Annotated in this window: 23 protein-coding genes; 20 read left to right on the forward strand and 3 right to left on the reverse strand. The window is 42.8% G+C overall.

The window, feature by feature from the left end; all coding sequences use genetic code 11:
- Positions 1–12: 12 nt before the first annotated feature.
- From MKZ09_RS08210 to MKZ09_RS08245, 8 genes are all read left to right on the forward strand, one after another.
- Complete coding sequence (locus MKZ09_RS08210; RefSeq protein WP_076098900.1) at positions 13–903, forward strand: carbohydrate ABC transporter permease; 891 nt, start codon at positions 13–15, stop codon at positions 901–903.
- Between the two features lie 33 nt (positions 904–936).
- Positions 937–2,583 (forward strand): extracellular solute-binding protein, encoded by a 1,647-nt coding sequence (locus MKZ09_RS08215; protein WP_076206812.1) that lies wholly within the window; start codon positions 937–939, stop codon positions 2,581–2,583.
- A gap of 38 nt (positions 2,584–2,621) precedes the next feature.
- The gene (locus MKZ09_RS08220; RefSeq protein WP_076206814.1) at positions 2,622–4,355 is read left to right on the forward strand and encodes a family 10 glycosylhydrolase; all 1,734 of its coding nucleotides are present in this window, start codon (positions 2,622–2,624) and stop codon (positions 4,353–4,355) included.
- 265 nt (positions 4,356–4,620) lie between these two features.
- Positions 4,621–5,904, forward strand: a complete 1,284-nt coding sequence (locus tag MKZ09_RS08225; RefSeq protein ID WP_076206816.1) for a hypothetical protein — start codon at positions 4,621–4,623, stop codon at positions 5,902–5,904.
- 166 nt (positions 5,905–6,070) lie between these two features.
- Positions 6,071–6,400 carry a PadR family transcriptional regulator gene (locus tag MKZ09_RS08230; protein ID WP_036675798.1) on the forward strand — a complete coding sequence of 110 codons (330 nt, stop codon included), beginning with the start codon at positions 6,071–6,073 and terminating at the stop codon, positions 6,398–6,400.
- A gap of 14 nt (positions 6,401–6,414) precedes the next feature.
- Entirely contained in the window at positions 6,415–7,281 is an 867-nt protein-coding gene (locus MKZ09_RS08235; RefSeq protein WP_076206819.1) for a pentapeptide repeat-containing protein, read from the forward strand.
- Between the two features lie 76 nt (positions 7,282–7,357).
- Positions 7,358–8,116, forward strand: coding sequence for an ABC transporter ATP-binding protein (locus MKZ09_RS08240; RefSeq protein ID WP_076206822.1), 759 nt, complete (start codon positions 7,358–7,360; stop codon positions 8,114–8,116).
- Positions 8,117–8,887 carry an ABC transporter permease gene (locus MKZ09_RS08245; RefSeq protein ID WP_076137994.1) on the forward strand — a complete coding sequence of 257 codons (771 nt, stop codon included), beginning with the start codon at positions 8,117–8,119 and terminating at the stop codon, positions 8,885–8,887.
- Positions 8,888–8,952: 65 nt separating this feature from the next.
- Here MKZ09_RS08245 and MKZ09_RS08250 read toward each other — a convergent pair whose 3' ends face one another.
- Positions 8,953–10,884: an ATP-dependent DNA helicase gene (locus MKZ09_RS08250; protein ID WP_256719253.1), complete on the reverse strand. Its 1,932-nt coding sequence runs from the start codon at positions 10,882–10,884 to the stop codon at positions 8,953–8,955.
- A 283-nt stretch (positions 10,885–11,167) separates the two neighbouring features.
- Between MKZ09_RS08250 and MKZ09_RS08255 the strand changes: the two genes are divergently transcribed.
- From MKZ09_RS08255 to MKZ09_RS08290, 8 genes are all read left to right on the forward strand, one after another.
- Positions 11,168–12,349: a sensor histidine kinase gene (locus MKZ09_RS08255; RefSeq protein ID WP_076137998.1), complete on the forward strand. Its 1,182-nt coding sequence runs from the start codon at positions 11,168–11,170 to the stop codon at positions 12,347–12,349.
- A 182-nt stretch (positions 12,350–12,531) separates the two neighbouring features.
- On the forward strand, positions 12,532–12,978 hold the full coding sequence (locus MKZ09_RS08260; RefSeq protein WP_076138000.1) for a V4R domain-containing protein: 447 nt from the start codon (positions 12,532–12,534) through the stop codon (positions 12,976–12,978).
- Positions 12,979–13,126: 148 nt separating this feature from the next.
- The gene (locus MKZ09_RS08265) at positions 13,127–14,386 is read left to right on the forward strand and encodes an MFS transporter (protein ID WP_076206828.1); all 1,260 of its coding nucleotides are present in this window, start codon (positions 13,127–13,129) and stop codon (positions 14,384–14,386) included.
- Positions 14,383–15,687, forward strand: a complete 1,305-nt coding sequence (locus MKZ09_RS08270) for an alkaline phosphatase family protein (RefSeq protein ID WP_076206830.1) — start codon at positions 14,383–14,385, stop codon at positions 15,685–15,687. The genes MKZ09_RS08265 and MKZ09_RS08270 overlap by 4 nt, the downstream gene beginning before the upstream one ends.
- Before the next feature lie 28 nt (positions 15,688–15,715).
- On the forward strand, positions 15,716–16,588 hold the full coding sequence (locus MKZ09_RS08275; RefSeq protein ID WP_036675789.1) for a YitT family protein: 873 nt from the start codon (positions 15,716–15,718) through the stop codon (positions 16,586–16,588).
- 167 nt (positions 16,589–16,755) lie between these two features.
- Positions 16,756–17,844: a nucleotidyltransferase domain-containing protein gene (locus MKZ09_RS08280; protein ID WP_256719254.1), complete on the forward strand. Its 1,089-nt coding sequence runs from the start codon at positions 16,756–16,758 to the stop codon at positions 17,842–17,844.
- Between the two features lie 129 nt (positions 17,845–17,973).
- On the forward strand, positions 17,974–18,300 hold the full coding sequence (locus MKZ09_RS08285) for a DUF6442 family protein (protein WP_036675787.1): 327 nt from the start codon (positions 17,974–17,976) through the stop codon (positions 18,298–18,300).
- 1 nt (position 18,301) lies between these two features.
- The gene (locus MKZ09_RS08290) at positions 18,302–18,511 is read left to right on the forward strand and encodes a helix-turn-helix transcriptional regulator (protein WP_036675786.1); all 210 of its coding nucleotides are present in this window, start codon (positions 18,302–18,304) and stop codon (positions 18,509–18,511) included.
- Positions 18,512–18,614: 103 nt separating this feature from the next.
- On the opposite strand, the gene MKZ09_RS08295 is transcribed toward MKZ09_RS08290, so the two are convergent.
- Positions 18,615–21,287 (reverse strand): cation-translocating P-type ATPase, encoded by a 2,673-nt coding sequence (locus tag MKZ09_RS08295; RefSeq protein WP_076206833.1) that lies wholly within the window; start codon positions 21,285–21,287, stop codon positions 18,615–18,617.
- Positions 21,288–21,510: 223 nt separating this feature from the next.
- Between MKZ09_RS08295 and MKZ09_RS08300 the strand changes: the two genes are divergently transcribed.
- The 3 genes from MKZ09_RS08300 (at position 21,511) to MKZ09_RS08310 (ending at position 24,114) form a co-directional block, all read left to right on the forward strand.
- Entirely contained in the window at positions 21,511–22,692 is a 1,182-nt protein-coding gene (locus MKZ09_RS08300; protein ID WP_076206836.1) for a sensor histidine kinase, read from the forward strand.
- A gap of 5 nt (positions 22,693–22,697) precedes the next feature.
- The gene (locus tag MKZ09_RS08305; protein ID WP_076138008.1) at positions 22,698–23,366 is read left to right on the forward strand and encodes a response regulator transcription factor; all 669 of its coding nucleotides are present in this window, start codon (positions 22,698–22,700) and stop codon (positions 23,364–23,366) included.
- Positions 23,367–23,595: 229 nt separating this feature from the next.
- A complete protein-coding gene (locus MKZ09_RS08310) occupies positions 23,596–24,114 on the forward strand; it encodes a DUF6622 family protein (RefSeq protein ID WP_076138010.1) in 519 nt (172 codons plus the stop codon).
- Positions 24,115–24,174: 60 nt separating this feature from the next.
- On the opposite strand, the gene MKZ09_RS08315 is transcribed toward MKZ09_RS08310, so the two are convergent.
- The gene (locus tag MKZ09_RS08315) at positions 24,175–25,581 is read right to left on the reverse strand and encodes an MFS transporter (protein ID WP_076206839.1); all 1,407 of its coding nucleotides are present in this window, start codon (positions 25,579–25,581) and stop codon (positions 24,175–24,177) included.
- Positions 25,582–25,692: 111 nt separating this feature from the next.
- On the opposite strand from MKZ09_RS08315, the gene MKZ09_RS08320 reads away from it, so the two are divergent.
- The gene (locus MKZ09_RS08320; RefSeq protein ID WP_076138013.1) at positions 25,693–26,580 is read left to right on the forward strand and encodes a LysR family transcriptional regulator; all 888 of its coding nucleotides are present in this window, start codon (positions 25,693–25,695) and stop codon (positions 26,578–26,580) included.
- Positions 26,581–26,836: the final 256 nt, after the last annotated feature.

Here is a 26,836-nt window from a genome sequence, read left to right on the forward strand (position 1 = left end):
GAGGGGTGAACAATGAGACTAAGCCTAGGCGACAAAATCATGCAGCGGAGTATTTATATCCTTTTGACACTGCTGGCGTTACTCATGCTATACCCGTTTTGGAATGCGTTGGTCATTTCCTTTAATCTGGGGAGCGATACGGCGCTCGGTGGTGTAACCTTGTTACCGAGAGCTTTTACTCTGGAAAATTATTATATTGTGTTTCAGGATCAACGCCTGCTGAATTCTTTTCTGATCACCATTCTTAGAACGTTATGCGGCACGGCATTGTCTGTCTTTTTCACGGCACTGTTAGCCTACGGAATGTCCAAGAAGACATTGCTTTTTCGAAAACAATATATGGTGTTCTTCATGATTACGATGTTCTTCAGTGGAGGGCTCATCCCTAGTTATTTACTAGTTCGCTCTTTGGGTATGCTGGACACCTTTTGGGTGCTGATTATCCCCGGCATCATCAGTGTCTGGAACATGATTGTCATCCGCACCTTCTTCCACGCTCTGCCGGAGGGGTTAGAGGAATCGGCCAAAATCGACGGCAGCAGCAACTACGGCATTTTTTTCCGAATCGTCATTCCCGTCTCCGGCCCGGTGCTGGCCACGATTGCCTTATTCACCGCAGTAGGTTACTGGAATGACTGGTTTACGGGAGCGATCTATATTACAAAGGATCACTTGCTTCCTATACAGACCCTGCTGCGCCAGATTATGAACTCCAACATCATGACCCAAATTGGCTCATCGAATGCTATTGCGCTGGATCATATGAACCGGAATCGGACGATTACTACGAAGTCACTGACTATGGCTACGATGATGATCGCTACCATTCCAATTATCCTGACGTATCCTTTTCTCCAAAAGTACTTTGTTAAGGGCGTAATGATCGGTTCGATGAAAGAATAGCAGTCACCATATTATGTAGAAAGAAGGGAAAAGATGCGCAATCGTATGAAATGGGTATCTCTTTTGCTGACTTCGCTGGTGCTTCTTCTCGCTGCTTGTAGCGGAGGAGGAAATTCTAACACTTCACCAAACACAAGCGAGAAAAATCTGAATACTGAGGCCGCCACAGATGACGGCAGCGGGATCAAGCCCGTCACCTTCAGCTTCTATGGAAACTATGACTGGCTTACGACATCACCATGGGGGGATAATGAGGCGACAAAATGGATTCAGGAGAACCGTAAGGTTACTATTGAACCCATACAATCCGGAGGAGCGGCCGGAGAAAAGCTAAACACGATGATCGTCGGCGGTGATTTACCGGATGTCATTTTTACTGACCGGGGATCCTCAGTGGAACGGCTGGTGCAGGCAGGACAACTCGTTGCGCTGGATGATTACTATGAGAAGTATCCGAACTTCAAGAAATATGTGAAGGAATCCACCCTGAATTTGCTCCGTTCAGAAGACGGGAAAATCTATCAAATTCCGAACTGGTATACATCCGGGCAATTCGGCAACGGCGGATGGATGGTGAATAAAGATATTTATAACGAACTCGGCAGACCTGCGCTGGAGACCTTCGATGATCTGTATCAATATTTGCTTAAGGTGCAAGAAAAGTATCCGGATGTAGTACCTCTGGAGGTTGGGGAGAAGGGGGCAGGTCTGGAAATTATGTATGGTGGTTTTAAGGAAAACTCCACTAGTAAGTTCATTTCACTCATGGGATATCCGGATGGCGACAAGCTGTCATCTATCTTGGACGATCCCGCTTACGAGGAGATGGTGTTGTATATTAATAAGCTGTATCGTGAACGGCTGATTACGCAGGATGCTCTGCAGCAAACCCAGGATGCGGTCAAAGAAAAGGTCAATACCAACCGGGTAGCAGTCATGGTCGAATCCAATATCACTACGTATGGAGCCGAGGGACACCGGGCATTGACAGCGAATAATCCGGACAGCGGTTATGAGATTATATGGCCGATTCATAAAGCCGGACTAGACAAAACACAAGTGTTTGTAAGCGGCTTTGAGACGCTGGGTTGGAACGTTAATGTCATTACGAAAAAGGCCAAGGATCCAGAGGCCATCTTCGCTTATTTTGACTGGATTACGGGTCCGGAGGGACAGAAGGTGCTTTTCTTCGGTCCTAAAGGCTTGTACTGGGATGAAGAGGATGCGGACGGAGCGCCAATCCCGAACGAGAAATACAAGACGACTGCTGCTAACGAACGCACGGAAACGATGCGGAAATTCGAGGACTTTAACTGGGCGGGAAATACAACCTTTATTGATACGGCGAAAATGAGCCTCGAGGCGCTGCTTTCCGCGAACCAGAAATCCTGGGAGACCGTGGCGCAGTCCACGGTGACCTGGAAAACCGCGTTGGATATCACGGAGTTTGTAAATACCGATCCGATTCCGGATACGGAGATCGGCATCATCGCACAGAATATCGGGGATATTTATACCCTTGCTTACGCCCAGATGGTTCAGGCGAAGTCGGATGAAGCGGTGCTGTCGGCGCTGGAGACAGCTAAAAAGAACACCGAAAAAGCGGGGCTGGCTAAGCTGCTTGAATTCAGAACCGAAAAATGGCAGGAAAATGTTAAGAAAATCAACGCGACGAAATAAGACTATTTATAAAATCTTATACTAGTGGAGGCGAGATTATGGCATTTGCGTTGAGATCGAGGTTTATAGCACTGTTAAGCATCGTGTTGGTTTCTTCGATAGCCGGTGGTTCCGTTCCTGTTATGGCCGAGGAGGAGAGTAACCCCCCTTTCGAAACGGAAGTTATTGTACGGACCGTAAACCAGTTTAAGAACATGACGGATGTCCAGAATTTCATCGCGCTGTCTACAAGCTATGGCGTCGATGTGATTAGCATGAACGTGAAGCAGGATGAAGATGATGAGGTTCCGTCTGGAAGTGTATTTTATCAGAGTGATATCGCACCAATTGCCCAAGGCTACCAGAATTTCGACGCCCTGCAGGCTGTCATTACCGCAGCCCATGCTGCAGGAATCAAGGTTCATGCCTGGATTCCACAGTTCCATGATCAGCAGGCCTTCCTGGAGCACGATGAATGGCAGATGCAGGCGCTGGTTGACGGGGTTCAGACTCCGTTTACAGGTTCTAACGGCAACGAATACTTCGTCAATCCAATTCACCATGAAGTGCAGCAGTATGAGCGTTCCATCATTCAGGAAGTGATTGAGAATTATGATGTGGATGGCGTTGTGCTAGATTGGATCCGCTTCGACAATTACAACATGGACGTCAGTAATTATACAGTTGCGAAGTATCAGGCGCAGTTCGGGTATTCACCGCTCAGCATTGACTTCGAGACAGATTCGCCTCAGCGTGAGCAGTGGAATGAATGGAGGACCGATCAAATCGGACAGTATGTGGGCGATATTCGTCAGGATATCACCCAGTCCTCGAAGCCGGATGTGCAGCTCGGCGTGTATATTTTGCCGCCAGAATTCATTGAAGTTGGGCAGAATGTGGCGAAATTCAAGGATGATATCGACTTTGTTGCACCAATGGCGTACTTTGATGACTGGGAGTTCAACAGTGACTGGGTATACAGCACTTCCTACGGCATCCTGAAGGATACGAGCGACCGGATTAGCGACAGTGACGTGGAAATTGTTGCGACGCTGGATAATGACTGGACAGATGATCAATATCAGGAGATTTACAAGGGAATCCGCGAGAATTATCCAGGTGTGAAGCGTCTGTCGTTCTTTGCTTACGGGGCCTGGCCAGAAGATGAGCTGGCCAATATCAAAGAACGTGAAACCTGGCCTACGCCAGGCTGGACACCTCCGGTAGAACAAGACTATCCGGCTCAATTACCAGCAGGATGGAAGGCACGGAATATTGGTTCCATGCCGGGGAACGTTACCTACAATTCTTCCAATAAGCAATTTACACTCAGCAGCAGCTCTACGGATATTTGGGGAAATGGAGATCAACTGAATTATATATACCAATCCGTGCGAGGCAATGCGGAGATTATTGTTAAAGTGCAGTCCACTAGCCGATTGGACGGCTGGGCCAAGGCCGGCATTATGATTCGGGAGTCGCTGGGTCATAATTCGAAGCATGCAGATATGATGCTTACCCCCGAAAATGGGGCAACCTTCCAGTATCGTGCAGAGACTGCCGGCAATATGGTTGATCAGACTGCGGCTGCCTCGGCTCCAAGATGGCTAAAGCTGACCCGAAGTGGAAATACCTTCAAAGGGGCTATTTCGAGTAACGGGAATAACTGGCAAACGGTCGGAACTGTTCAGATTCCGATGAACCGCAAGGTGTATATTGGCATAGCACTTAGCAATCCCGGGGATGACTCGAGGAATAAGGCTGTGTTTGGAAATGTGAAGATTACGGATTAAGCTTAATACAAGGGTACCGGTTCTTCTTTATCCGGGGGAGTTTTCGTTTATCAGGTTAACCAGAAATATCTGGTTAACCTTTTTTATTTCGGTATAAGGTGATGGTGGGGGATATATCCAATTGAAATCTGAAATGAATTTAAAGCTGCTAAATCCGGTGGTATATTTAATGCAGCTAATTCTATAATATAGCTAATTCTATAATGCAGTTTAGCTTATTAATAATAGTCTTTGAGAATAACTTATACAGAATAGGAGAGATCCGATGAGCGAGCGTATACCCTGCCAAACCTCAGGCTGCAAGGGAAGCATACTTCCTGTAACTGCTTTAAAGACAGGTGGAATCTGCATGCCCTGTCATCAGAGGAAGCTTGCGCTGGAGCAAAAGGCTTATATTGAACAAAATCGAAAAGACATTGATTTGTACGTAGGTGTGAATGATCCGGTTGAAATTCTTAAAATCATGCACAAACCGCGGAGATGGAGCCCGCTTGAATACGAAATCCCCTATCACAAAACCGCGCAGGAGTTGTATCGTCAACTGACTGAAAGCGAAAGGGAGCGATTGGAATCCTACGCCATTGAATTGATGGAAGAAGATGATTTTGACCAGGCTGAGACTATTTTACTGTCGCTTATATGTTTTTCAAGTGCTTGCATTGAACGGGGGCTGGAGGTTTTTTTTCACAAAGGGAAGTATTATCCCGGTATTCTCTATAAAGAAGCGGGTCAGGAGATCCGTGATAAGATCATTCATCAGTTAGAGCATGACTCGGAAAACCGTAATCATTTGCTGCTTGCAATGGCCTGGATTGGCGATGAAGAGGTTGTTCGGCAGTTCGAGACATGGCGGCAGCATCCGCCTCGATGGACATCGGAGTTAAATGTGGCTCCGGAAACCTATGCTCACGAAGCAGGATGGGAATTAGATCCCGACGGTGGGAAAAGGCTGCTTTTTTACCCCGAGAGTTATCATTTTGAAGTAAACAGGGACGGAAAAAATGGGATGGATCGGGATTATACGGCGGTAGTGGCGCTGCAGGAGGGTGAGCATTCCTGCCCTTGGTGTGGCGGTAAGTTGACAGTGCTGTTTGATTACGATTTGCAGAATCCACTGGTTCAATTTATGAAGCTTTCCGGCCAGCGGTTAAGGATTGCAGCTTGCATGCATTGTAATTGTTATGGCACCGTGTTTATGAAAGCGGAGCTGGATGGCCAATATTCGTGGAGTGAAAATAATACCGTTCCTGATTTTTTGCCTGCAAATGAAGACAGGGAAGAAATAGCATGGCATGCCATGCAGCTATCGGAACGGCAGATGGGAACCTATGAAAATTCATATTGGATGCTTGAGGCGCCTGCGTCGCAGATTGGAGGACATCCGGCTTGGATTCAGGATGCGGAATATCCTGTGTGCCCTTGCTGTTCGACGACGATGAAGTTTATTGCCCAAATGGACATGGAACAGGCCGAGGACAGCGAGGGGATTTATTATGCATTTTTGTGTGAGGGTTGCCTGCAGGTAGCTGTGAATTACCAGCAGACGTAAATCAACTTATTTCTGGTTAGCGTAGATTGGAACTTCAGACTTAAAATAGAAAAATGCTGCCTTAGACAACTAAGGACGGCATTTTTTTATTTTGTATAAACATGATGATCAAAGTACCTTGACTGTCACAGTAGTATGATGTACAATGCGATTATGAGGTGATGAAATGAGTGAGAACAAAATCACATCCGATCTGCTGCGAGGACATACCGATACGATGGTATTGCGGCTCTTGTCCGAAGCCGATCGTTATGGATATGAAATCGTCAAATTGATTGCTGAGCGTTCCGGAGGCGAGTATGAATTAAAAGAAGCTACGATGTACTCCAGCGTCCGGCGGCTTGAGGCAGACGGTGACATTGAATGGTATTGGGGGGATGAGTCTCAGGGGGGACGACGGAAGTATTTTCGGATTACCGAGAAGGGGAAAGCTGTTTACGCCAATAACAAGACTAATTGGGAGTATGCAAAGCGTGTGCTTGAAAACTTATTATAAGGAGACTTGATAATATGAATGAGAAATTAAACATGTATTTAAATGGCGTATTCGCACCCTATGACGGGATAAAAAGCGTTGCTGAATTAAAGAGTGACCTTCTTTCCGATTTGCAGGAGCGGTTCAGTGAACTCAAGGCTGAAGGCAAGGATGATGAAACGGCGTTTAAGATGACGATAGACAGCATCGGCGACATTGAACAGACGGTGCAGGAGGTTGCCAATCTCTCCCGTTCACTTGAGCGTCAGGTGGTGACGAGCTTTAGGGCGAGCAACTTATCGAAGAGTGATTTTGCAGGCGTTACCGCCCATAAAGGGGATTTTAAAGTGAGCGCGTTGCGGGGTTCGGATTTTACAGGCGCTGACTTGACTGGCAGTTCTTTCGCGGGCAGTGACGTAGGCGAGGCCAAGTTCGACAGCGCTAATCTCACCGACTGCAATCTGTCCGGCATTGAACTGGCAAATGCGAGCTTTCACAAATCTATTCTTGTTCGTACCAACTTTAGCTCATCAGGACTTACAGGGGCGAAATTTATCAATACAAGACTGACCGACGTCAAGCTGTGTACGACTGATCTCACGAAAACAATCTTTGAGAACTGTATCTTTGACGGTGTGGAATTTAAAACCTCTGATCTGCGGGGATTATGTTTTGACGGCCAGACCTTTATCGGGGTCAAGTTTGAAAAGTCGGCGCTGAACGATATTTCGTTTAGAGGTGCGACGTTAAAAAATGTGTCATTCCTCTCCGGGTTTTCGTTATCCAAGAAGTTTTATCGTGCAATTAAAACGATCAACTTTGACGGTGCAATGATGGATAAGTTGACCTTCGCTGCGCTCAAAGGCATGGAAGCTGATTTGACAAAGGTTACAGTCCTATAAGCCTGAGCTTCCGAAGTGAGTTTTGCGGGGAAAATTCCATGAAGATATGCTAACAAAACCTTGGGGAGGGAATGCAATGAACAAGTCCATTAAAGTGGTTGGGTTAGAAAAGTCCTACAGACAGCTTCAAGTTTTAAAGGGGGTGGATTTTGAAGTGGAGCAGGGCAGCGTTTTTGCTCTGCTGGGCTCCAATGGTGCAGGCAAGACCACCATTGTCAAAATCCTCACCACTTTGCTGAATCAAGATGGCGGGACTGCTGCAGTGAACGGATTTGATGTCGCCACAAAGCCTGATTATGTACGCCAGTCCATCAGCCTGACGGGTCAATTTGCCGCCGTGGATGAGATTCTGACCGGCCGGGAAAATCTGATCATGATTGCGAGGCTCCGCCATGAGAAGCATCCGCGTCAAGTTGCGGACGATCTGCTGGAACGCTTCACTTTGACCGATGCCGCGGATCGCAAGGTATCCACTTATTCAGGCGGGATGCGCCGGAGATTAGATCTCGCGATGAGTCTTGTTGGGCAACCGCAGATTATTTTCCTCGACGAACCAACCACTGGACTTGATCCTGAGGCAAGGATTGATGTATGGAAGATGGTTAAGGAGCTTGCCGATGGGGGTACGACTGTCTTTTTGACGACGCAGTATTTGGAAGAAGCAGAGCAGCTTGCTGATCAAATCGCCATTCTACATGAAGGTAGAATCATTGCGAGCGGTACACTCGAAGAACTAAAAAAGCGTTTCCCGCCCGCAAAAGTTGAGTACATTGAAAAGCAGCCGACGCTGGAGGAAATATTCCTCGCAATCATCGGCAAAAAGGAGGGAAAGTAAATGGAAATGATTAAGAAGCACTTTTTCAGTGACATGAGTGTAATGCTCGGACGTTCTATGCGCCATATTCTCCGCAGTATGGATACCATCATCACGGTAACTATCATGCCAATTGCATTTATGCTGTTGTTTGTTTACGTGTTCGGTGGCGCCATCCAGACGGGTACGGATAACTATGTGAATTATTTATTGCCCGGGATCATACTGATCGCTATTGCAAGTGGTGTAACTTATACGGCTTACCGCCTGTTTAACGATGTGCAAAAAGGGATTTTTCAGAGATTCCATTCTATGCCGATTGCACGTTCTACCATGCTGTGGGGGCATGTGCTGACCTCCCTGATATCCAATGCGATTTCAGTTAGCGTCATCATTCTTGTTGCATTGATTATGGGTTTTCGTTCATCGGCAGGAGTGCTCTCATGGCTGGCGGTTGCCGGCATCCTCATATTGTTTACGCTGGCTCTAACTTGGGTCGCAGCAATTGCTGGACTATCCGCAAAATCGGTGGACGGCGCGACTGCTTTTTCCTATCCGATTATTTTCCTTCCTTTCATCAGCTCGGCCTTTGTGCCTACCGAATCGATGCCGCCAGTCGTTCGCGCCTTTGCTGAAAACCAGCCCGTTACATCTATAGTAGAGGCGGTTCGCTCCCTCCTGATGGGGCAGCCTGTCGGCAATGATATTTGGGGAGCCATCATATGGTGCATAGCCATTCTAGTAGTTGCTTATTTATTAGCGATGCGGGTATACAAACATAAAGTAGTTTAATTTCCAGATAACGTTATAGGGTTAGAAGCGACTTGTCTGCGGATGGGTTGCTTTTTTTCATCTCTCTACGTATCACTAAGCCGTATCCCTTTTTCTTTCACAAACTTCTCCAGAACCTTGAAATCCTCAGTAACTTTTTTAAAAGGTAAGGCTTCCAGTACCTGATTCCGGTAATCCTTTTTGGCGGCAATGGACAGGCGGGAATCGAGTATGCTGAGTACACCAAGGTCAGTTTCACTGCGGATCAGGCGCCCGGTTCCTTGTCTTAACCGAAGCAGCATGTCCGGTACAAAAACCTCTTTCAAGGGATTCTTTGCCATCGAAGTCTTATATTCATAGACAGGATCGGCAGGAACAGGGAAAGGCAGACGGAAAATGATTAACTGCGACAAATCGGAACCTTCGATATTCACACCTTCCCAGAATACACCGGTGCTAAGTAGAACGCCTTTACTGCCCCGAAAATCAGCGATCACCCCGTCCTGGGACGAGCCTTCCCTTTGAACATGTAATGCCCATGCAAGCTTCTCAGAGTTTAATTTCTTATGAATATACTTCATATCCTCTTTAGCTGAAAAAAGAACCAATGTCCGCCCGTCTGTTAAATTACAGAGCCTCATCATTTCCTTGTATGCCGCTTCAAGATAATCTTCCCGCCGCTGATGGTTATAGTAGGGGATGTCCTTGGCAATATACAGCATGGTGTGGTTGTCATAATCAAACGGTGAAGCTTGGCGCTCCATATAATCTCCCCTGTAACCGAGGGACTCGGTGAGATAAGCGTATTGTTCCTCCAGCGTTTCTCCGCTTTGACACATGGTTGCTGACGTTAAAATAACAGAGGTTTTCCCGTTAAATAAGGTATATTTCAGAAACTGGCTTATCCCTTTAGGGCAGATACTAAGGGTACTCTCCCGCTGGGTATTGCTTACCCAGATCAGATAGTTATCCTCTACTCCGGCGAGTACATCAAAGAGGTCGATAAGTCCGTTCATGGCTTCGAAAATATTGTCAATCTCCCGCTCATGCCGTGAAGTTAAGACGGAAAGGCTGAGATTAAAATCTTTTAAAACCTGTGCCGCTCGTTTTAAGGGGATTCCTGTGATCTGCGATATTTTTATACGGTCATTATCCTGCTTGGCTGTTTGCAGTAAGTCTGCCTCTACTTGTTTAAAAATATGGCCAACGCATCTTTTTATAAATTTAAATTGCGGCATAAGCTCCGTATCGGCAGTTTGCTTGAAGAGAATCTGTAAGGCGTCATCCAGAATACGGCAGGTTCCCCGGTATGTAAATTCGACCGTTCTTGCATCTCTAACCTTTGCTTCCAGATTATGAGCTTCATCAATTACGATCAGAGCCGGCCGTTCGGTGATTAACCCCTTTGTTCCTTCCTTTTTCTTGATTAAATCACGGATGAGCAGGTCCTGGTTTACGATAATAAAATCCATGTCGCTCGCGTTGGCATTAATTTTAGCTCTCATCTCATAAAACGTACATGTACTTTTATAATGGCAACGTTCAAATTTGCAATCATTCACACAAACGTTAGACCATACTGCATCACTAACCCCGCCCTTAATATCTGCCCGCTCATCAATTTCATAATTCACAATCTGCTGGGCAAGCGCAGACAGAGGGGTGTTTGAATCCTCCGCTTGGAACAGATCTGCTGCCCTATACCGGCAAGCATACTGCCCCATGCCTTTTCCAACCACCGAACGTACCCTTGTAAATCCGAGCCGACTTCCGATGAATCTCAGATCTTTATGTATTTGTTCTGAAAGTTGTATGGAGGATGTCGCAATAATAACCGGTTGTCTTGAGATTTGGTTAATAAGCAGGCTGGGAATGAGGTAGGCAAAGGACTTGCCGATGCCGACTCCAGCTTCAATCATCGCGTTATGGCCATTAATATAGGCATCAGCGATATCCAGAGACATATCCTGCTGGCCGATCCGCTCTTTAAGTCCAATCCTGAAAAATTTATCATACATGCGAAAGATAGCATTGACTAAAGAGGGCTCGATGTCCTTCTTTAGCTCCTGCTTCTGTAATTTATAGAGATCACTTAACCAGCTAATGACGACCGCCCCTTTTCAAAATCAATGATCTTCCTAATTATAGTTTTTTTGGTGAGGTTGTAATTATCTTCGATGCTACTCTAACAGTCAAGTGTCAGAATATAATATAGTATTAAAACAAAGTGAATTACTGTGTTTTTGAAGCAGGAAAATATACACATATCTTGAATACAAACTACAAAGAAGGAGGATGAAAATGTCATACAAAGAAAATGAATTGCGTTCGTCATTAACCTTAGCAGTTCCAATCATTTTAAACAGGCATTATCATTCTATGACTATGAAAAACATCGAATTCTCCTGGTTTGTAGAGGCGCATAAGGAATTGTTAGATTCATCATTCAGTACGATATTAATGAGTATGGTAGAAGCCTTGTTTTTTGATTCTTTTGGTTACGATCAATACCTAAACCTGCTAGAAAAAGAGGGGGCTGAGCAAGGGGTTTATACTGCAGAAATATTCGGTGATCATTTTGATATTTTACTTGATATGAGCAAGGATTTGAATTTAACCGCTCAGAATATTATGTTTAAGATCATTGAAGAGTTTGTAGATGATTCCGCGATCCGATTGTTTTTTTATAATCGTTTAATGGAATGTAACTGGACCCGTTTTACTGGCTTTGCACAAGGTTATTTGTCTAATAAAAATCAACAGATTGACAATTTACATGAACAAAAAATTGCTGTTATGGGACAAATGGCAGCAGGAATGGCGCATGAAATAAGAAATCCGCTAGCTTCGATTAAAGGTTTTGCTCAGCTTGTAAATATCAGGCTAAATGAGCCGGAGATCAAAGCGGATGAATTGCGTGCATATCTGGATATCACTATCAAAGAGATTGATGCTCTGAATGGATTAGTAACGGACTTTCTAATACTGGCTCGAAAAGGTGACAGTACAAAAAATAACGGCGTAGTATTTAACGTTATGGAGGTTATACATAGAGTTAATAACATTGTGAATCAACTCATACTTAGTGATGATATTATACTTTCAGTAGAGTGCTCATTAGAAAAAGTACTAACGTTTGGAAGCGCCTCTCAGCTAGAGCAGGTAATTCTTAATATTTTGAAAAATAGTATCGATTCCTTCACAGCTTTTAGAGGCAGAATAGATATTTCTGTTACCACAGCTGCTGAGACAAACGAAATTATTCTACTCTTTAAAGACAATGGAGAAGGAATTCCACAGGATAAATTAAAACGGATATTTGACCCTTTCTTTACTACCAAGCAAAAAGGGACAGGGATTGGATTATCGATTTGTAAACAATTAATTGAAATGTATGGGGGGCATATTAAGGTAGATTCAGAGGTTCAGGTTGGAACTAGCGTGATGGTTATTTTGCCTTGGGTTTATGATTATCATATTTGAGATGCTGCTGCATCTAAGGAATGAAGGAGCGACTTGCCAATTGGGAAGTTGCTTTTTTTGTTATAGTTCTATAAAAAATTAGGATGTGCGTAAGATCACAAAGCAATTATTGGATACGTTTATACTCAATATATCAATTAAATTTGAAATATAAATTACATAAGCAATTGGAGGCTACTGGCATGGATCAATTTACTTTTACAGATATGAAAAAAATAAAGAGAAAAAATTTAGGTAATGTCGTACCTTTAGAGCTATTCAGAACGATCAGACTTATTGGTTTATATCAAGCGTTACCCATGAATGGTAAGGGTACAACGTTGACTATAGGAAGAAAAATTGGGGAAGAATTTGGTGTTGCCTCGGTTAATGAACTATTCGAGTTATTCGAAGAATTGAAGATAGGGATCCCTATAATAACCCATGAAGATGACAAGGGGATGACAATTGCAGTGCACGATTGTTTCTGCGAAGGGTTACCTATTATGGAAGGGAAAATGGTTTGTGACCTGGAGGGGGCCATTATCGAAGGAGCACTTACTAAAATCCGTGGAAAGCGGGTTTCCGTCCGGGAAATAAAATGTAATGTTAATGGGGATGAATATTGCGAATATATCATCAAATATTAAATTCATATATAAAAGCGAGTAAGCGACCTTTCGATTTTAAAAGGTCGTTTTTTTATGAAGAAATTGGTATGGAATTAACATTCATTTAACATGCCTCTTATGCTGAAATGATATAACAGTTACAAATAGATAAGAAGGTGGCTGTTAGATGAAGCTTAGCAAAGAGGAAAAATCATGGATTTTATATGACTGTGGGAATTCAGCCTATTCGATGGCGGTTACAACTGCATTATTGCCTATTGTATTTGGCATGTTTTCAAATGTTAACAGCAGCATGGATTTAGGGTACTTTAACTCCATTGCTAGTATTCTTGTGGCTATCCTTAGTCCGATTTTAGGCACGATCGCAGATTACAAAGATAAGAAAAAGCGCTTTTTCTTATTTTTCTCTTTGATCGGTGTGCTGGCTACGGCTTCGTTGGCATTCGTTGCACCTGCGAGCGGGCAGTGGCAGTTATTGATTGTGTTTTACATCCTGTCTGTCATAGGTTTTGCAGGAGCCAATATTTTTTATGACTCTTTTCTTGTGGATATAACCACTGAAGAAAGGATGGATAAGGTATCCACAAAAGGTTTTGCTTATGGATATATCGCCAGCGTCATTCCATTTGGCATCAGTCTACTATTGATTCTGTTTATGGGGATGGATAAGTCGATCGGTTATCAGATTGGGTTTATCATTACTGCCCTTTGGTGGGGGCTGTTGACCATACCCATGATCAGAGATGTGAAGCAGAGATATTATATTGAGCCTGAACCAAGACCTGTGATCAACAGTTTTAAAAGACTGGGAGACACCTTTAGGAATGTTAGAGAGCATAAAGTTGTATTTGTTTTCTTAATTGCGTACTTTCTTTATATTGATGGGGTAGATACGATTATTAAAATGGTGGTGCCCTATGCCACATCGGTTCTGGGTGCAGATGCTTTTGACACCTTTACCCTACTGGGGATATTATTAGTTATCCAGATCATCGCTTTTCCTTGTGCAATCCTGTATGGTAATCTCGCCAAAAAATACTCCGCCAGGACTTTGATAATCGTGGGAATTGTTACATATATCATTTCCTGCATCGCGGCTTTTTTTATCACTTCAGTGTGGCATATATTTATTTTAGGTGCGCTAATTGGTTCCGCTCAGGGAGGCATTCAGGCGCTCAGCAGGTCTTATTATGCGAAGATCATTCCAAAGGAGAATTCCAATGAATTCTTTGGTTTTTACAATATTTTTGGTAAGTTCGCGGCCATTGTTGGTCCTGCTGTAATGTCTTTAACAACAACAATAACAGGTAATGCTAAATTTAGTATTTTAGCGATTATCCCACTTTTTATTATTGGATTATTCGTATTTATAACTTTACCTAAAGAGCAGCCTGAACATGACGAACCTAAGGGGCTTATTCTATGAAGTCAATTAAAGCACAAACGGCTATGGCCAAGCATTTAATCGTCATCTCTTACGATGCCTTTTCAGAAGACCACTGGGCATTGGCCAGCCGGCTTCCAAACTTAAGTAAATTAATTAAAAACGGAGCTCATAGCCATAAATTGAAAAGTGTGTATCCGACACTCACATATGTAGTGCACACCACCATAGCAACCGGTGTATATCCGGATAAGCATGGCATCCACCACAACAATCCGTTTCAGCCCTTTATTAAGGAAGAGGAGCAAAATTGGTTCTGGTTTAGAAATGCGATCAAGGTGCCAACGATTTACGATGTTGCGCGCGAGCATAAGATGAGCACAGCCGGAATCCTATGGCCAGTATCGGGTAAATCCTCCATCCAATACAATATACCTGAAATCAGAGCCATCAAAAACGAAAATCAGGCACTGAAGATATTAAAAAGTGGAAGCCCCTTATACTGTGTGGATATGGAGCTGAAATATGGCCGGATCCGCAAGGGGATTGAGCAGCCTTATCTGGATGACTTCACGACCAAATGTGCTATAGACACGATTAAGCGCAAAAAACCTAATCTTCTAATGATGCATCTGATCGATCTGGATGATGCCAAACATGCTTATGGAACTGACAGTGACGAAGTGAAGCAGGTAATCACACGTATGGATAATAGGTTAGGCGATATTATGCAGGCAGTGGATGAAGCGGGGATGAAGGATGATACGATTTTTTTAATTTTGGGGGACCATGGCCAGTTTAATGTTAGGTACAGAGTGCATTTGAACATCCTTTTGCAGGAAAAGGGCCTGATCTATGAAGAGAACGGCGAAATGAAGTGGAGAGCTTACTTTCAGTGTGGGGGTGGAGCGGCCTACTTGCATATCCGGCAGGGCGATGAAGAAGCTGAGCAAATAGCATTAGCTGTTATTGGAGATAATATGAGAGAGGAATCTTCAGGTATAGAGAAATTGTATGCTAGAGATGAACTGGATTATTTTCATGTGGGCCAAACCACAAAGTATATGCTTGAGGCTAAGAGAGGTTATTGTTTCGACGAAAGTATGGATGAACCAACGATTGTTGATTTGGACAAACAAGGCGTTAAATTTGCCACGCATGGCTATTCTCCTGATAAAGACGGCTATAGATGCAACTTGGTTGTCTCCGGGGAAAAGATTAGAAATGGGCATCCTATAGGGGACATCGAAATGGTAGATATAGCCCCCACGATGGCAAAGATTTTAGGGATTGATTTTAATCCAGGTGACGGAAGACCTTTAGAGGAAATTTTTATGGACTAAATTAAGCAATGTGAAACGGAGAAATTCAATGATTGAAACGCGAAAACAGAAATCAAATAAACTCAAGATATTCTCAAAAGTATTCATGATTATTATTGGGGCGCTAATAGCTGCCTATGGTCTAGAATCTGTATTGATACCCAACAATGTCTCAGATGGAGGTGTCACAGGTCTAAGCATCGTTGGCTCTGAACTGTTTGGCTTACCGCTAGGGCTGCTAATTGGCATAATTAATATCCCTTTTGTGTGGCTAGGATATAAGCAAATTGGTAAAAGCTTTGCTCTTTATTCCGTTATCGGTATTGCTTCACTGGCTATTGGCACTAGTCTTATGCATCATGTACCGACGATTATAGAAGGTGATACCTTATTAATTACCGTTGTTGGCGGGATTATTATCGGTTTTGGTATGGGTTTAGCCTTACGTAATGGTGGAGCATTAGATGGGATAGATATGTTAGCTGTCTTACTTTCACGAAAATTACCTTTTGGGACCAGTGATTTAATCTTATTTCTAAACATGTTTGTCTTTATTGTTGTTTCAACAGTATTTGGCCTACAAGGAGCTATTTTATCAGCGCTTGCTTATTTTATTGCTTCTAAGGTCATTCATATTATTGAAGAAGGTTTGAGTGGCTCTAAAACGTTTAAAATCATCACTATTCAACCGGAAATCATGGTCGAGACTATTCGTGACCGATTGGGTCGTGGAGCAACTTATACAGATGCTTATGGCGGCTACTCAAATGAACAATTCAAAGAAATCACTTGTGTCATTAACCGTCTGGAAGAAAGTAAAATAAAAGATATTATTCGTGAAATTGACCCTAATGCCTTTGTAGTAGTCTACGATGTTGCAGAAGTTAAGGGCGGCAGTTTCAAAAAGAAAAATATTCACTAATGACTATAAATCGCGTTGGAGAGAAGCTAATTATGCTCTTGCCAGCGCGTTTTTTGTTTTCTTTGAAGGAGAGGAAAGGCTTGGTATAGATTTAATATAATTAAAGTCGGAATACCTACTTTAACAACATGCTTATACAATAGAATTAATAAGGTTGGAGAGGGGACATGGATATGGATGCTGTTCATAAAGACAAGATTTTAATCAAAAATGAAAAGCTTATTAGCATGGTCATTGAACGGGCTAAGAGAGATTTTTCTGATGATATTGCAATTATAGGGCTTACAGGTTCTTTTAGTACTGGGGATTTTCATGAAAAAAGCGATCTTGATCTAATCATAATTAATAACACAGAGCAAGGCTGGGGGATATCTTCGTGTTTTATTTTGGATGATATTGGATACGATCTATATTGTACGCCATGGGAAACAAGGATAGAAGATCAAGCCAATCTTGAGAGTCCAATGATTTCATGTCTGGTGGATTTACAGGTATTATACTGTGCAGAACCCGAATATTTGGAAAAGCTAAATTTATATAAACAGAGAGCACTCGATGCTCTGGCAATGCCTATAGGGAGAGAATGTATCAGTAGAGCGAAAAAGTGTATAGACATAGCAAAACAGGAATATGCGAATACATTACTTTGTGAAGATATAGGAGCAGTAAGGTATGCTTCAAGCGAAGTTTTATACAATTTGTTAAATGCGCTAACTCATTTGAACAATACTTATTTCAAACGGGGAATTAAGAGATATTTAGAGGAAATAGCTACGTACTGTTATGTTCCTGATGATTTTGAAAAGACATATATGGCTGTGATAGAGGCGAAGACTATCGATGGAATCAGAAGTGCAGCATATAAGGCACTTAAAAACATCAATGATTTATATAATAAAATGTATAAGGCTTTTGTAGTACAGCCTGTCCCAAGCTATGATAATCTTGGCGGAACTTATGAGGAATTATGGTGCAACTACCGCAATAAGATTATAGCAAGTGTAGAATCGGGTGATAGATCGTATGCGTATCTTGCAGGAATGGGCATACAAGGTTTTCTTGATGAAATGACAGAATGGAAGGGAACTAAAAAGTTTGATATCATGCAGTATTTTGATTCTGACCATCTTCAAGTCTTTAAAAATGAGTTTCTGAAGGTCATGGATGAATATCTGGAGGAATACAACAAGGTAGGCAGGAAAGTCGAACGATACAATACTTTCGAGCAATTATATAACCAATATATGAAGGTATAGAAAATAGCCCACTACCAATCTTTGGATTGGAGTGAGCTTTTTTATATTTGACAAGAAAACTTGGCGTATTATAATAATGATGACAAGAAAACTTGTCACCATCTTTTCACTTTGAAAGGAGAAATTTTTATGAAAAAGGAAGAAATATTAGAAAAAAGCAGAAATGAAAAAGGAGACGAAGGAAAAGAATTTGTATTTGCTAAAGGCAGAAAAAGCGGATTCATTGGAATGTTGATTGTATTTTGCATTCTAAGTGTCTTCAGTTTATATAATCATAGTCAGGAAACAAATCTTGCATTAAAAGCCTTGATAGCCATGTTTTTTGGATATTTGAGCTGTGAAGGTCTTGGGATGTATTCTGTAACTAAGAAAAAGATGCATTTACTCAATTTCATTTTAGGATTAATTATAAGTGTTTCGTTTTTGTTTATTTACTTTTATGGGATGAGTGATTAGTATGAGTGAACCTTTGGTTTTAAAAAATAAACTGCGCGAAGCAAGAACAGAACAAAAATTATCGCAAGCACAATTGGCAGAAATGGTGGGTGTCTCAAGAAATACTATAAGCTCGATTGAAACCGGACAGTTTAACCCTACTGCAAAATTAGCTTTGATTTTATGTATTGCGTTGGATAAAAAATTCGAAGAATTATTTTATTTTGATTAAAATCAAAAGAAGCTTTTCTGGGTTTAACTCTAGATGTCAGAAAAACAGCGATACTCCATCATTGGAGATCGCTGTTTTGTCTTTTCAGTCGATTATAGCTTACTCAGGAATTTACAGGGTTCTGTTCAACAGATTTGGGTGTAAAAGCTCTTCGAACAACCTTCGTTAATTCCATTAGGATGAGGGAGCCGAGGGCTAAGCCTGCTGCAATCAGCCACTCCGACATTCCAAAGGAAGCCGGAATCGAGAAGATTTCTCTAACCCCTGGCAGAAGAGCAATGCCGTAAAAGGCAAAGCAGACCAGAACGGCTCCGATGACGTATTTGTTGCTGAAAAGGCCAGCTTCAATAGCAGTTTGACTATTCGAACGGGCGGCAAAGGTCTGCAATGTACGAGACAAGATCAGGGTTGTGAATGCCATAGCTACGCCCATATCAGGCGAATCCTGAAGTCCGATATACAGGGATATGATAACAGCTATACCTATGAGTAGACCACGGGTGACAATGGCCTGCATCATTCCTCCTGCGAATATTCCTTCTTTGAGCTCTCTTGGTTTTCTGTTCATCACATTAGGTTCAGGTTTTTCCATCCCAAGAGCTATGGCGGGCAGAGAATCATTCGCCAGATTGATGAATAGAAGCTGAATCGCTGTGAAAGGATTAATCCAGTTGAAAATAAGGGCAAAGAGGATGGCGATAATTGCACCCAGGTTACCAGAGAACAAATAGGCGATCGCTTTTTTAATATTGTCAAATACCGTTCTGCCCACAGATACAGCATTGACAATAGATACAAAATTATCATCGGTCAAAATCATGGCAGCCGCATCTTTGGCAACATCGGTTCCACTGCCCATGGCAACTCCGATATCTGCTTGCTTCAAAGCAGGCGCGTCATTTACACCATCACCGGTCATGGCTGTTATTTTGCCTTTCCGCTGCCACGCGCGGACAATTCTGATCTTGTTCTCCGGAGAGACACGGGCGTAGACACCGATCTGTTCAAGTTTTTGATCAAGTTCCTCATCAGACATGGCATCGAGTTCTTGGCCGGTTACGGCAATTTCATTCTCAGTCATCAGGCCGATATCGCGGCCGATCGCTTGTGCGGTTGTCTTATGATCACCGGTAATCATGATGGTTCGGATTCCAGCCTTCTGAGACTCTGCGATCGCGCCGTAGACAGCTTCCCGAGGTGGATCAATCATAGCAGTCAAACCTACGAGCACCAGATGTTGTTCATCCTCCAATCCGACTTCAGTAACCGTATTTGGTACGGTTTTGTAGGCATAGGCAAGTACACGGAGTGCTCTGCTGGAGAACTCCTCATTGGCTTCGAAGAAGCGTTCAAGAACTTCTGGTGTCATCGGCACTTCTTTTCCACTTAACAGTACATGCGAGCATAGACCAAAGAGCACATCGGGTCCACCTTTAGTAATTATTGCTTTTTGTCCGTTAAAAGTATGCAAGGTCGTCATCAGCTTGCGATCCGAGTCAAAAGGTAGCTCGGCTTCGCGCGGGAAATTATCGCGTATTTCCTTATAATCTTTATTCTTGCTGTTACTGAAGGCAATAAGTGCTACCTCTGTAGGATCACCCAGCTCTTTACCATCCTCATTAATGTTAGAGTCGTTACAGAGCACGGCAATATGCAGGAGCCGCCGGGCTTCTTCAGACCATTCTTCAGGCACTTGGTTGAATTGATCACGCTCCCCTTCTGGTAGAAAGTAATCTACAACAGTCATTTTATTCTGGGTGAGGGTACCGGTTTTATCTGTACAGATAACACTGGTTGACCCAAGGGCTTCGACAGCGGGTAGCTTACGAATAATCGCATGTTGCTTAGCCATCTTGTTAGTACCTACGGATAGGACAATAGTTACTATTGAGGAAAGAGCTTCGGGAATCGCAGCAACCGCCACAGCGACTGCAAACATTAATGCATTCAGGATAGCTTCTGTTGTATCCACAGTATCATTCGACAACCAAACACGTCCGGCCTGGATGGCAAAGATAACAATGGACAGGAGAATAATTGCTACCCCCAGCTGCTTGCTGAATGTTTCGAGCTTTCGCTGCAGCGGCGTTTGCTTAGCTTCGGCGCTTTCAATGAGTTCAGCAATTTTTCCGATTTCGGTAGTGAGTGCAGTTCCCGTTACTACTAGGCTTCCGCGGCCATATACAACTAGTGAACCGCTGAACGCCATATTACGCCGGTCTCCAAGCGGAGATTCTTTCGCGATGATATTTGTATGCTTTTCCACAGCTTCGGATTCTCCGGTTAGCATACCCTCATTTATTTTTAAGCTTTCCGATTCTATAATCCGGCCATCGGCGGGTACAAAATCGCCGGCTTCCAGCCATACGATATCACCGCGTACAAGTTCCCTTGCTGGGACGGTTTGTAATGCTCCATCACGCAGCACTTTGGCCTCGGGTGCTGACATCTGCTGCAAGGCATCAAGTGAACTCTCCGCTTTACGGGTCTGGATGACACTTATAACTGCATTGAGAATCAAGACGAGGAAAATAATAAGCGACTCCATAACTTGTCCCATAACAATCTGGACAATGGCCGCTATAAGCAGTACGACTACCATAGGGTCTTTGAAGTTTTCAAGAAAAAGCTTCCAAACAGGATCTTTTTTCTTTCCTTTTAATTCGTTAAAACCATAATCTTTCAGACGTTTGTCGACTTCTGCCGAAGTAAGCCCGTTAGCTGAACTCTGAACATCCTGTAAACTGTCGGATACATTGTTGCGGTAATATTCCACTAAGGATAGCTCCTCTCTGCTGTGCTGTGTCGTTGTTCTTAAAAATTACGGTTCAAGCCGGGACAAGTTTCAAAATATCGAGCTGCCGAAACTGTTTTCACATCATAAATGTGTCTTTTGAGCTTGAAATTGGACTGAGCATTGAGCTTGACGTATAGTATTAATACTGTCGAACCTTGTAATAAATTGAGTTCTGAACTAGATAGAAATTTGGAGGAACCTCGTGAAGTTTACATTCAAGGAAGAAAAAATATATGTAAATCTGGTTCGTTTCGTTGGGTCATTGCTCTTAGCAATTTCCTATTACAAAGATTATAGCGGTCAAGGATTCATTAACCTTCTAGGTGGCCTGATCGTGTTGTTGCTATATCTGGTGTTGATTTGGGCAAAAAACGCTTGGTGGACTGAAGTGAAATATTATGCTGTTACTTTTATAATGATTTTGATTATATTAATGCTTCATTATGTTTTTGGCTCACCGAATACAAGTTTACTATGGCCGCTTTATTTTATTATCCTATTTATGAATCGATTTTATCCCCGTGTTTCTTTTATTGTTGGAATCACTACACTTACTGCTGTTTTTCTGATTTATTCATTGTCCTTAAGCAGTTTTTTAGGGCTGCTTTGTGTAATCCTCGTAGCGCGAAGTATAAAAATCAGAAGAGATGCTCACCACTTAACAACGCTCCACCTTGAAGAGTTAAATAAAACTCATAAAGAGCTGGAGGCTACGCATAACGAACTTCAAGAAGCTATGGTTCATTCGGTACGTTATGCAGCTTTAGAAGAAAGAACCCGGCTTGCCAGCGAAATTCATGATGGACTGGGTCATCAATTGACTTCACTGATAGTGCAATTGCAAGCCCTTCAGATTATGCAAGTAAATGATCCTAAAAGAGCAGCTGAGTCCACCAGCCAGTTAATTACTATTGCTCGTCAAGCTATGGCGGAAGTTCGAGTTGCGGTAAAGGAATGGTCAAATGACGAAATGGGTTTAGGGCTAGTTGCTTTAAAAGGCCTCGTATCCCAAACTCAAAGCAGATCTTCTATACAGTTCAAACTTAATCAAAAATCGGAAGTCACAGAGTGGCCTATTGAAACAAGTATCGTGTTATATCGAGTTCTGCAGGAGTCATTAACCAATGTGCTTCGTCATTCAAATGCGACTATTGCCAGCATTGATATTGAAGAAGTAAACGATACGATTTACCTTACGGTCACAGACAATGGAATAACTGTTAAAGAAGAACCTTTAAATTTAGGGTATGGTCTAAATGGCGTAACAAAGCGGTGTAAAGCATCGGGGGGCTACTGTGTTTTTTCGTCTATAGAACCTCATGGCTTTCGCCTGCAGGCAGTCGTTCCCGTTGCATGTAGACCTATTGTGGAAGAGAAGGAGTAGTTCACTTGGATAAAATAATTAGGATTGTACTTGCTGACGATCAGCCTTTCGTCCGGCAAGGATTAAGGTACATTATAGATTCACAGCCTGATATGGAATGCGTAGGAGAAGCCTGTGATGGGGAGGAAGCTTACCTTGTTTCACTTGAAACTAAACCCGATATTGTGTTAATGGATATTCAAATGCCTAATTCCTCGGGGCTTGAAGCAACTCGCAAAGTTCTCCGTGTAAATCCAGAAATTAAGATTGTACTTCTAACCACTTTTGATGTTCAAGCCTATGTTATTGAAGGGATACGTGCAGGCGCAGTAGGGTACTTGTTGAAGGATACGGATATGCAAGAAGTTCTTGCTGGAATACGCTGGGCGAATCAAGGTAATGCAATTTACAGGACACCTACTGCAAGTAAGGCGCTTATAGCAGCCATTTCGAGTGATGCTAAACTAAACAAAACAGAGCAAGCATCAGATGATTTTTCTGAATCTCTGACCGAACGTGAACTTGATGTACTCCAACAAATGGCATACGGGCGCAGGAACTCTGAAATTGCGGAAATTTTGAATATTTCACAGGGCACGGTTAAGACTCATATTCATCGTATTCTCCAAAAGCTTGAGGTCGAAGATCGTACACAAGCTGTTGTGTTGGCTATACGGACAGGGATGGTAGAGTAATAGAGGGAGAAGTTGTTCTATAAAAAAATAACCATGTAGTTAGAAAGACCGGCCACAACCGGTCTTTTTTGTTTTGTTTATGGGTTCTGCTCAAACATTGTATATCTCTAGATAGAGGTATCGTTGCTTAAAAATCAATCGCTGTGTAGATGTGTTAGTCCCTATGATTTTTTATTATTAGTAAGGCAACACAGTGGAACTGCAACGCTCTATACAAGGAGGAAATATAATGCACATTACAGTCACACAAGTAATTTCAAGCACACCATCATGGGTGTGGATATTATTCATTCTTTTGTTCATAATGGGGATTAAAAATTCTCAGGAACGGCCTGTTGTTTTTTCACGGATGTTTATTGCCCCGCTTATTTTTATGGCATGGGGATTACGGACAATAACAACTACTTTTCCTCAATTAGGTCTGACGTTGACGAGTTATATGATCTTTATCATTCCAGGTTTCCTGATTGGCTATTTTTTAAATAAGAGGTACCAATCCTTTGTTAGAATAGAATCAGTAGTATTCAAGAAGAAAAGTTATCTTCCATTATTTATTGTTCTACTGAATTTTATTGTTAAATATATTCTGAATGTGATGTTGATTTTTTACCATAGCAGCGTGTTTCATATCATTTATTCTTCAGCAAATGGGCTAACTGTTGGATTGTTTTTTGGAGGTATCGTATATACCTTTTATATGCAAAGTAAGCTTAAAAACTCTATAAGTGGCAGAAGGGGGATCAATTGATCTCGTTAAAAGAACAAAACAAGACCTGTCTGATGACAGGTCTTATTTGTCTGCCCTTTCCTATTTGCTAGCGCCCGAATTAGCCGACTCCTGCAATTGCCCTGATTCACGGTGCTTCCGACTCATGAATACCAAAGACAATGCAATTATCGTGAGGATAACCCCAAGGACTTGAAATCCCTCGAAGCTAAACTTACCTCCCATTATGATACCTATTAACAATGAAGAGAGAATGGTTCCCAGGTATCTCGATGTATTAAATAATCCGGAGGCTACACCGATGATTTCTTTTGGAGAACTTTGGAACAAGACTGCTTGCAGGCCGACATTGTTCAATCCGTTGCTAATACCAAATGCAGCTAAAGCCACACATACACTGATCACCGGTGAAGTCTGATTTAAGGTCACAAGCCACACTGATCCCAATGTCATCAGGACCCCGGACACCAGCAATGCTGGCCGGGGTCCTGATCTATCGATCCATCGTCCTGCTATTGGAGCAGTAACCAGCGAGCATAATCCCAGCGTTAGCATGAGAATCCCAGTTTGGAATTCACTGACATGACGTACCATTTGCAAGTAGGATGGAATCCCGAAAAAGAGTGAGTAAAAAAGTACATTAACGAGCATGAATTCAACATTAACCCAAGTCATTGCCGGATATTTGGCAAATGTACGTAAAGGAATAAAGGGTGACGCCGCTTTTAGCTCATGCCGGACGAATGCCCCCAGCAGAATGAGTCCTGTTAGCAAGGTAATGACATGTATTAATGAGATATGTCCGGATGATTTTGCTGAAAGCAATCCAAGGAGCACGCCAACCAGCCCCACAGTGAAGAGCAGGATTCCTGACGCGTCAATCAAATCAAACCATTTGCGCAGGGACATTCCCCGGGTAACGGTTGTTGACGGTTCGTCTTTGGGGATATGCCTCCAAGATAATAGAAAGCTCGCGACCACGAATGGAATATTGACGAAAAAGATAGCTGGCCAGTCCCACCAGTGAATAATAACCCCGCCAATAAAGGGTCCTATTGCTGCCGCGCCGGATAGGAAGATGGATAAAACAGACAGTGCGGTCGCTTGTTTCACCGTAATATGAATCCGCACAATGGCCATTCCAACGGCAACCATCATGCTAGTTCCAATGGCTTGCACAATACGGAACACGATGAGACAACCAAAGTTTGGGGAGAGGGGAGCTAATAAACCTGCAATGAAGGATATGACAAGCCCGGTAAGAAATATTTTCCTCCGGCCGAATAAATCGCTGGCCTTTCCCATGACAGGTTGAGCGATGCTGCTTGCAATGTAAAAAGAAAAAATAATCCAGGAAACACCTGTATAGTCAAGCTGGAATACATTTTGCAGCCTTGGAATAGCCACAGACACCATCGAAGAATTTAAAGGGTTCAATAAAATCCCCAGACCTACTGAAATCATTAACCACCTGTTGCGAACACTCATTTTAAATCCCCCTAAAGCTTATTAATGTCATCGTACTTGAAATCGATTATTCATTCCAACGCATTTTATGTTATGATCTCATTGACTTGAGGGAATGAACGGAGGTGCGAAATGGAACTTCTGCAACTGCAATATTTTCTCGCGGTAGCTCGGTTGGAACATATGACTGAAGCTGCACGAAATCTACACGTTACTCAATCATCACTAAGCAAAACGATTCAGCGTTTGGAGGAGGATCTGGGGGTACCTTTATTCGATCGTGTAGGAAGAAAGCTGCGACTGAATGAGTCCGGAAGCCGGTTCCTTCGCCGAGCTGAAAGGGCATTGTTTGAATTGGAGCAGGGAAAACAGGAGCTTAGCGATTTATCCAGTCCTGAACATGGCACACTCGAATTAGCGGTGACGACCGCAAGCACATTACCCAATATCCTGCGAGAGTTTCGGAAAAAGCGGCCTGATATTCAATACCATGTGCAAATGCTGACCACGCAGGAAATGGTTACACTTCTTAATAGAGGAGAGGTTGATTATTGCTTATCCTCACCTCCAATAAAAGGGGATGACATCGAATGTCAAATCGTCTTTATCGATCCAATCCTTGTTGCCGTTCCAAAGGGGCATAGGCTGGCCAATCGAAGCAGTGTATCTTTGACAGAGCTAAGGGATGAATGGTTTGTTGGTGTAAAGAGTGGCTATGGTACTCGCGATTTAATAGACTCTGTATGCAAATCAGTTGGATTTGTACCTAAATATGTGTATGAGGGGGATGAACCTGCAAGGCTTAGCACTCTTGTAGAAGCTGAAATTGGCTTAGCTTTCATACCAAGCACGGCACGGAATTCACGGGAAGATATCACATACCTCCAAGTAGAGAATCACGAATTGGAAAGGGAGATAGCTTTATTGTGGCACAGGAGCCGGTATATTTCGCAGGCTGCTTTGGAATTTCGAGAGGTAGTTGTAGAATATTTTGGAGCGTTATCCAAACAGACCCTGTAATTATGCGGCAGAACAAATAACAAACCCAATCCCCGTTACCTTCCGTTACGTTCAACGGTCCGTAAGTGGGGTTTTCTTTTTGGGTTAAATTCGTAGAATCTTTAATCATACATAGGTTTTCCTATAATTATGGGGGGTAACACCTTTAATATTAGCGTAGTAGTGCGTAGCAGCGAGGCTGTAAAATAGTGTGAGTACACATGAAAGCGTTTACATATGAGGAGGGGATCTGTAAGTAAATAGACTCATTTGTGAT

The organism is Paenibacillus sp. FSL R5-0908 (assembly GCF_038006245.1).
Classification (GTDB): domain Bacteria; phylum Bacillota; class Bacilli; order Paenibacillales; family Paenibacillaceae; genus Paenibacillus_AQ; species Paenibacillus_AQ odorifer.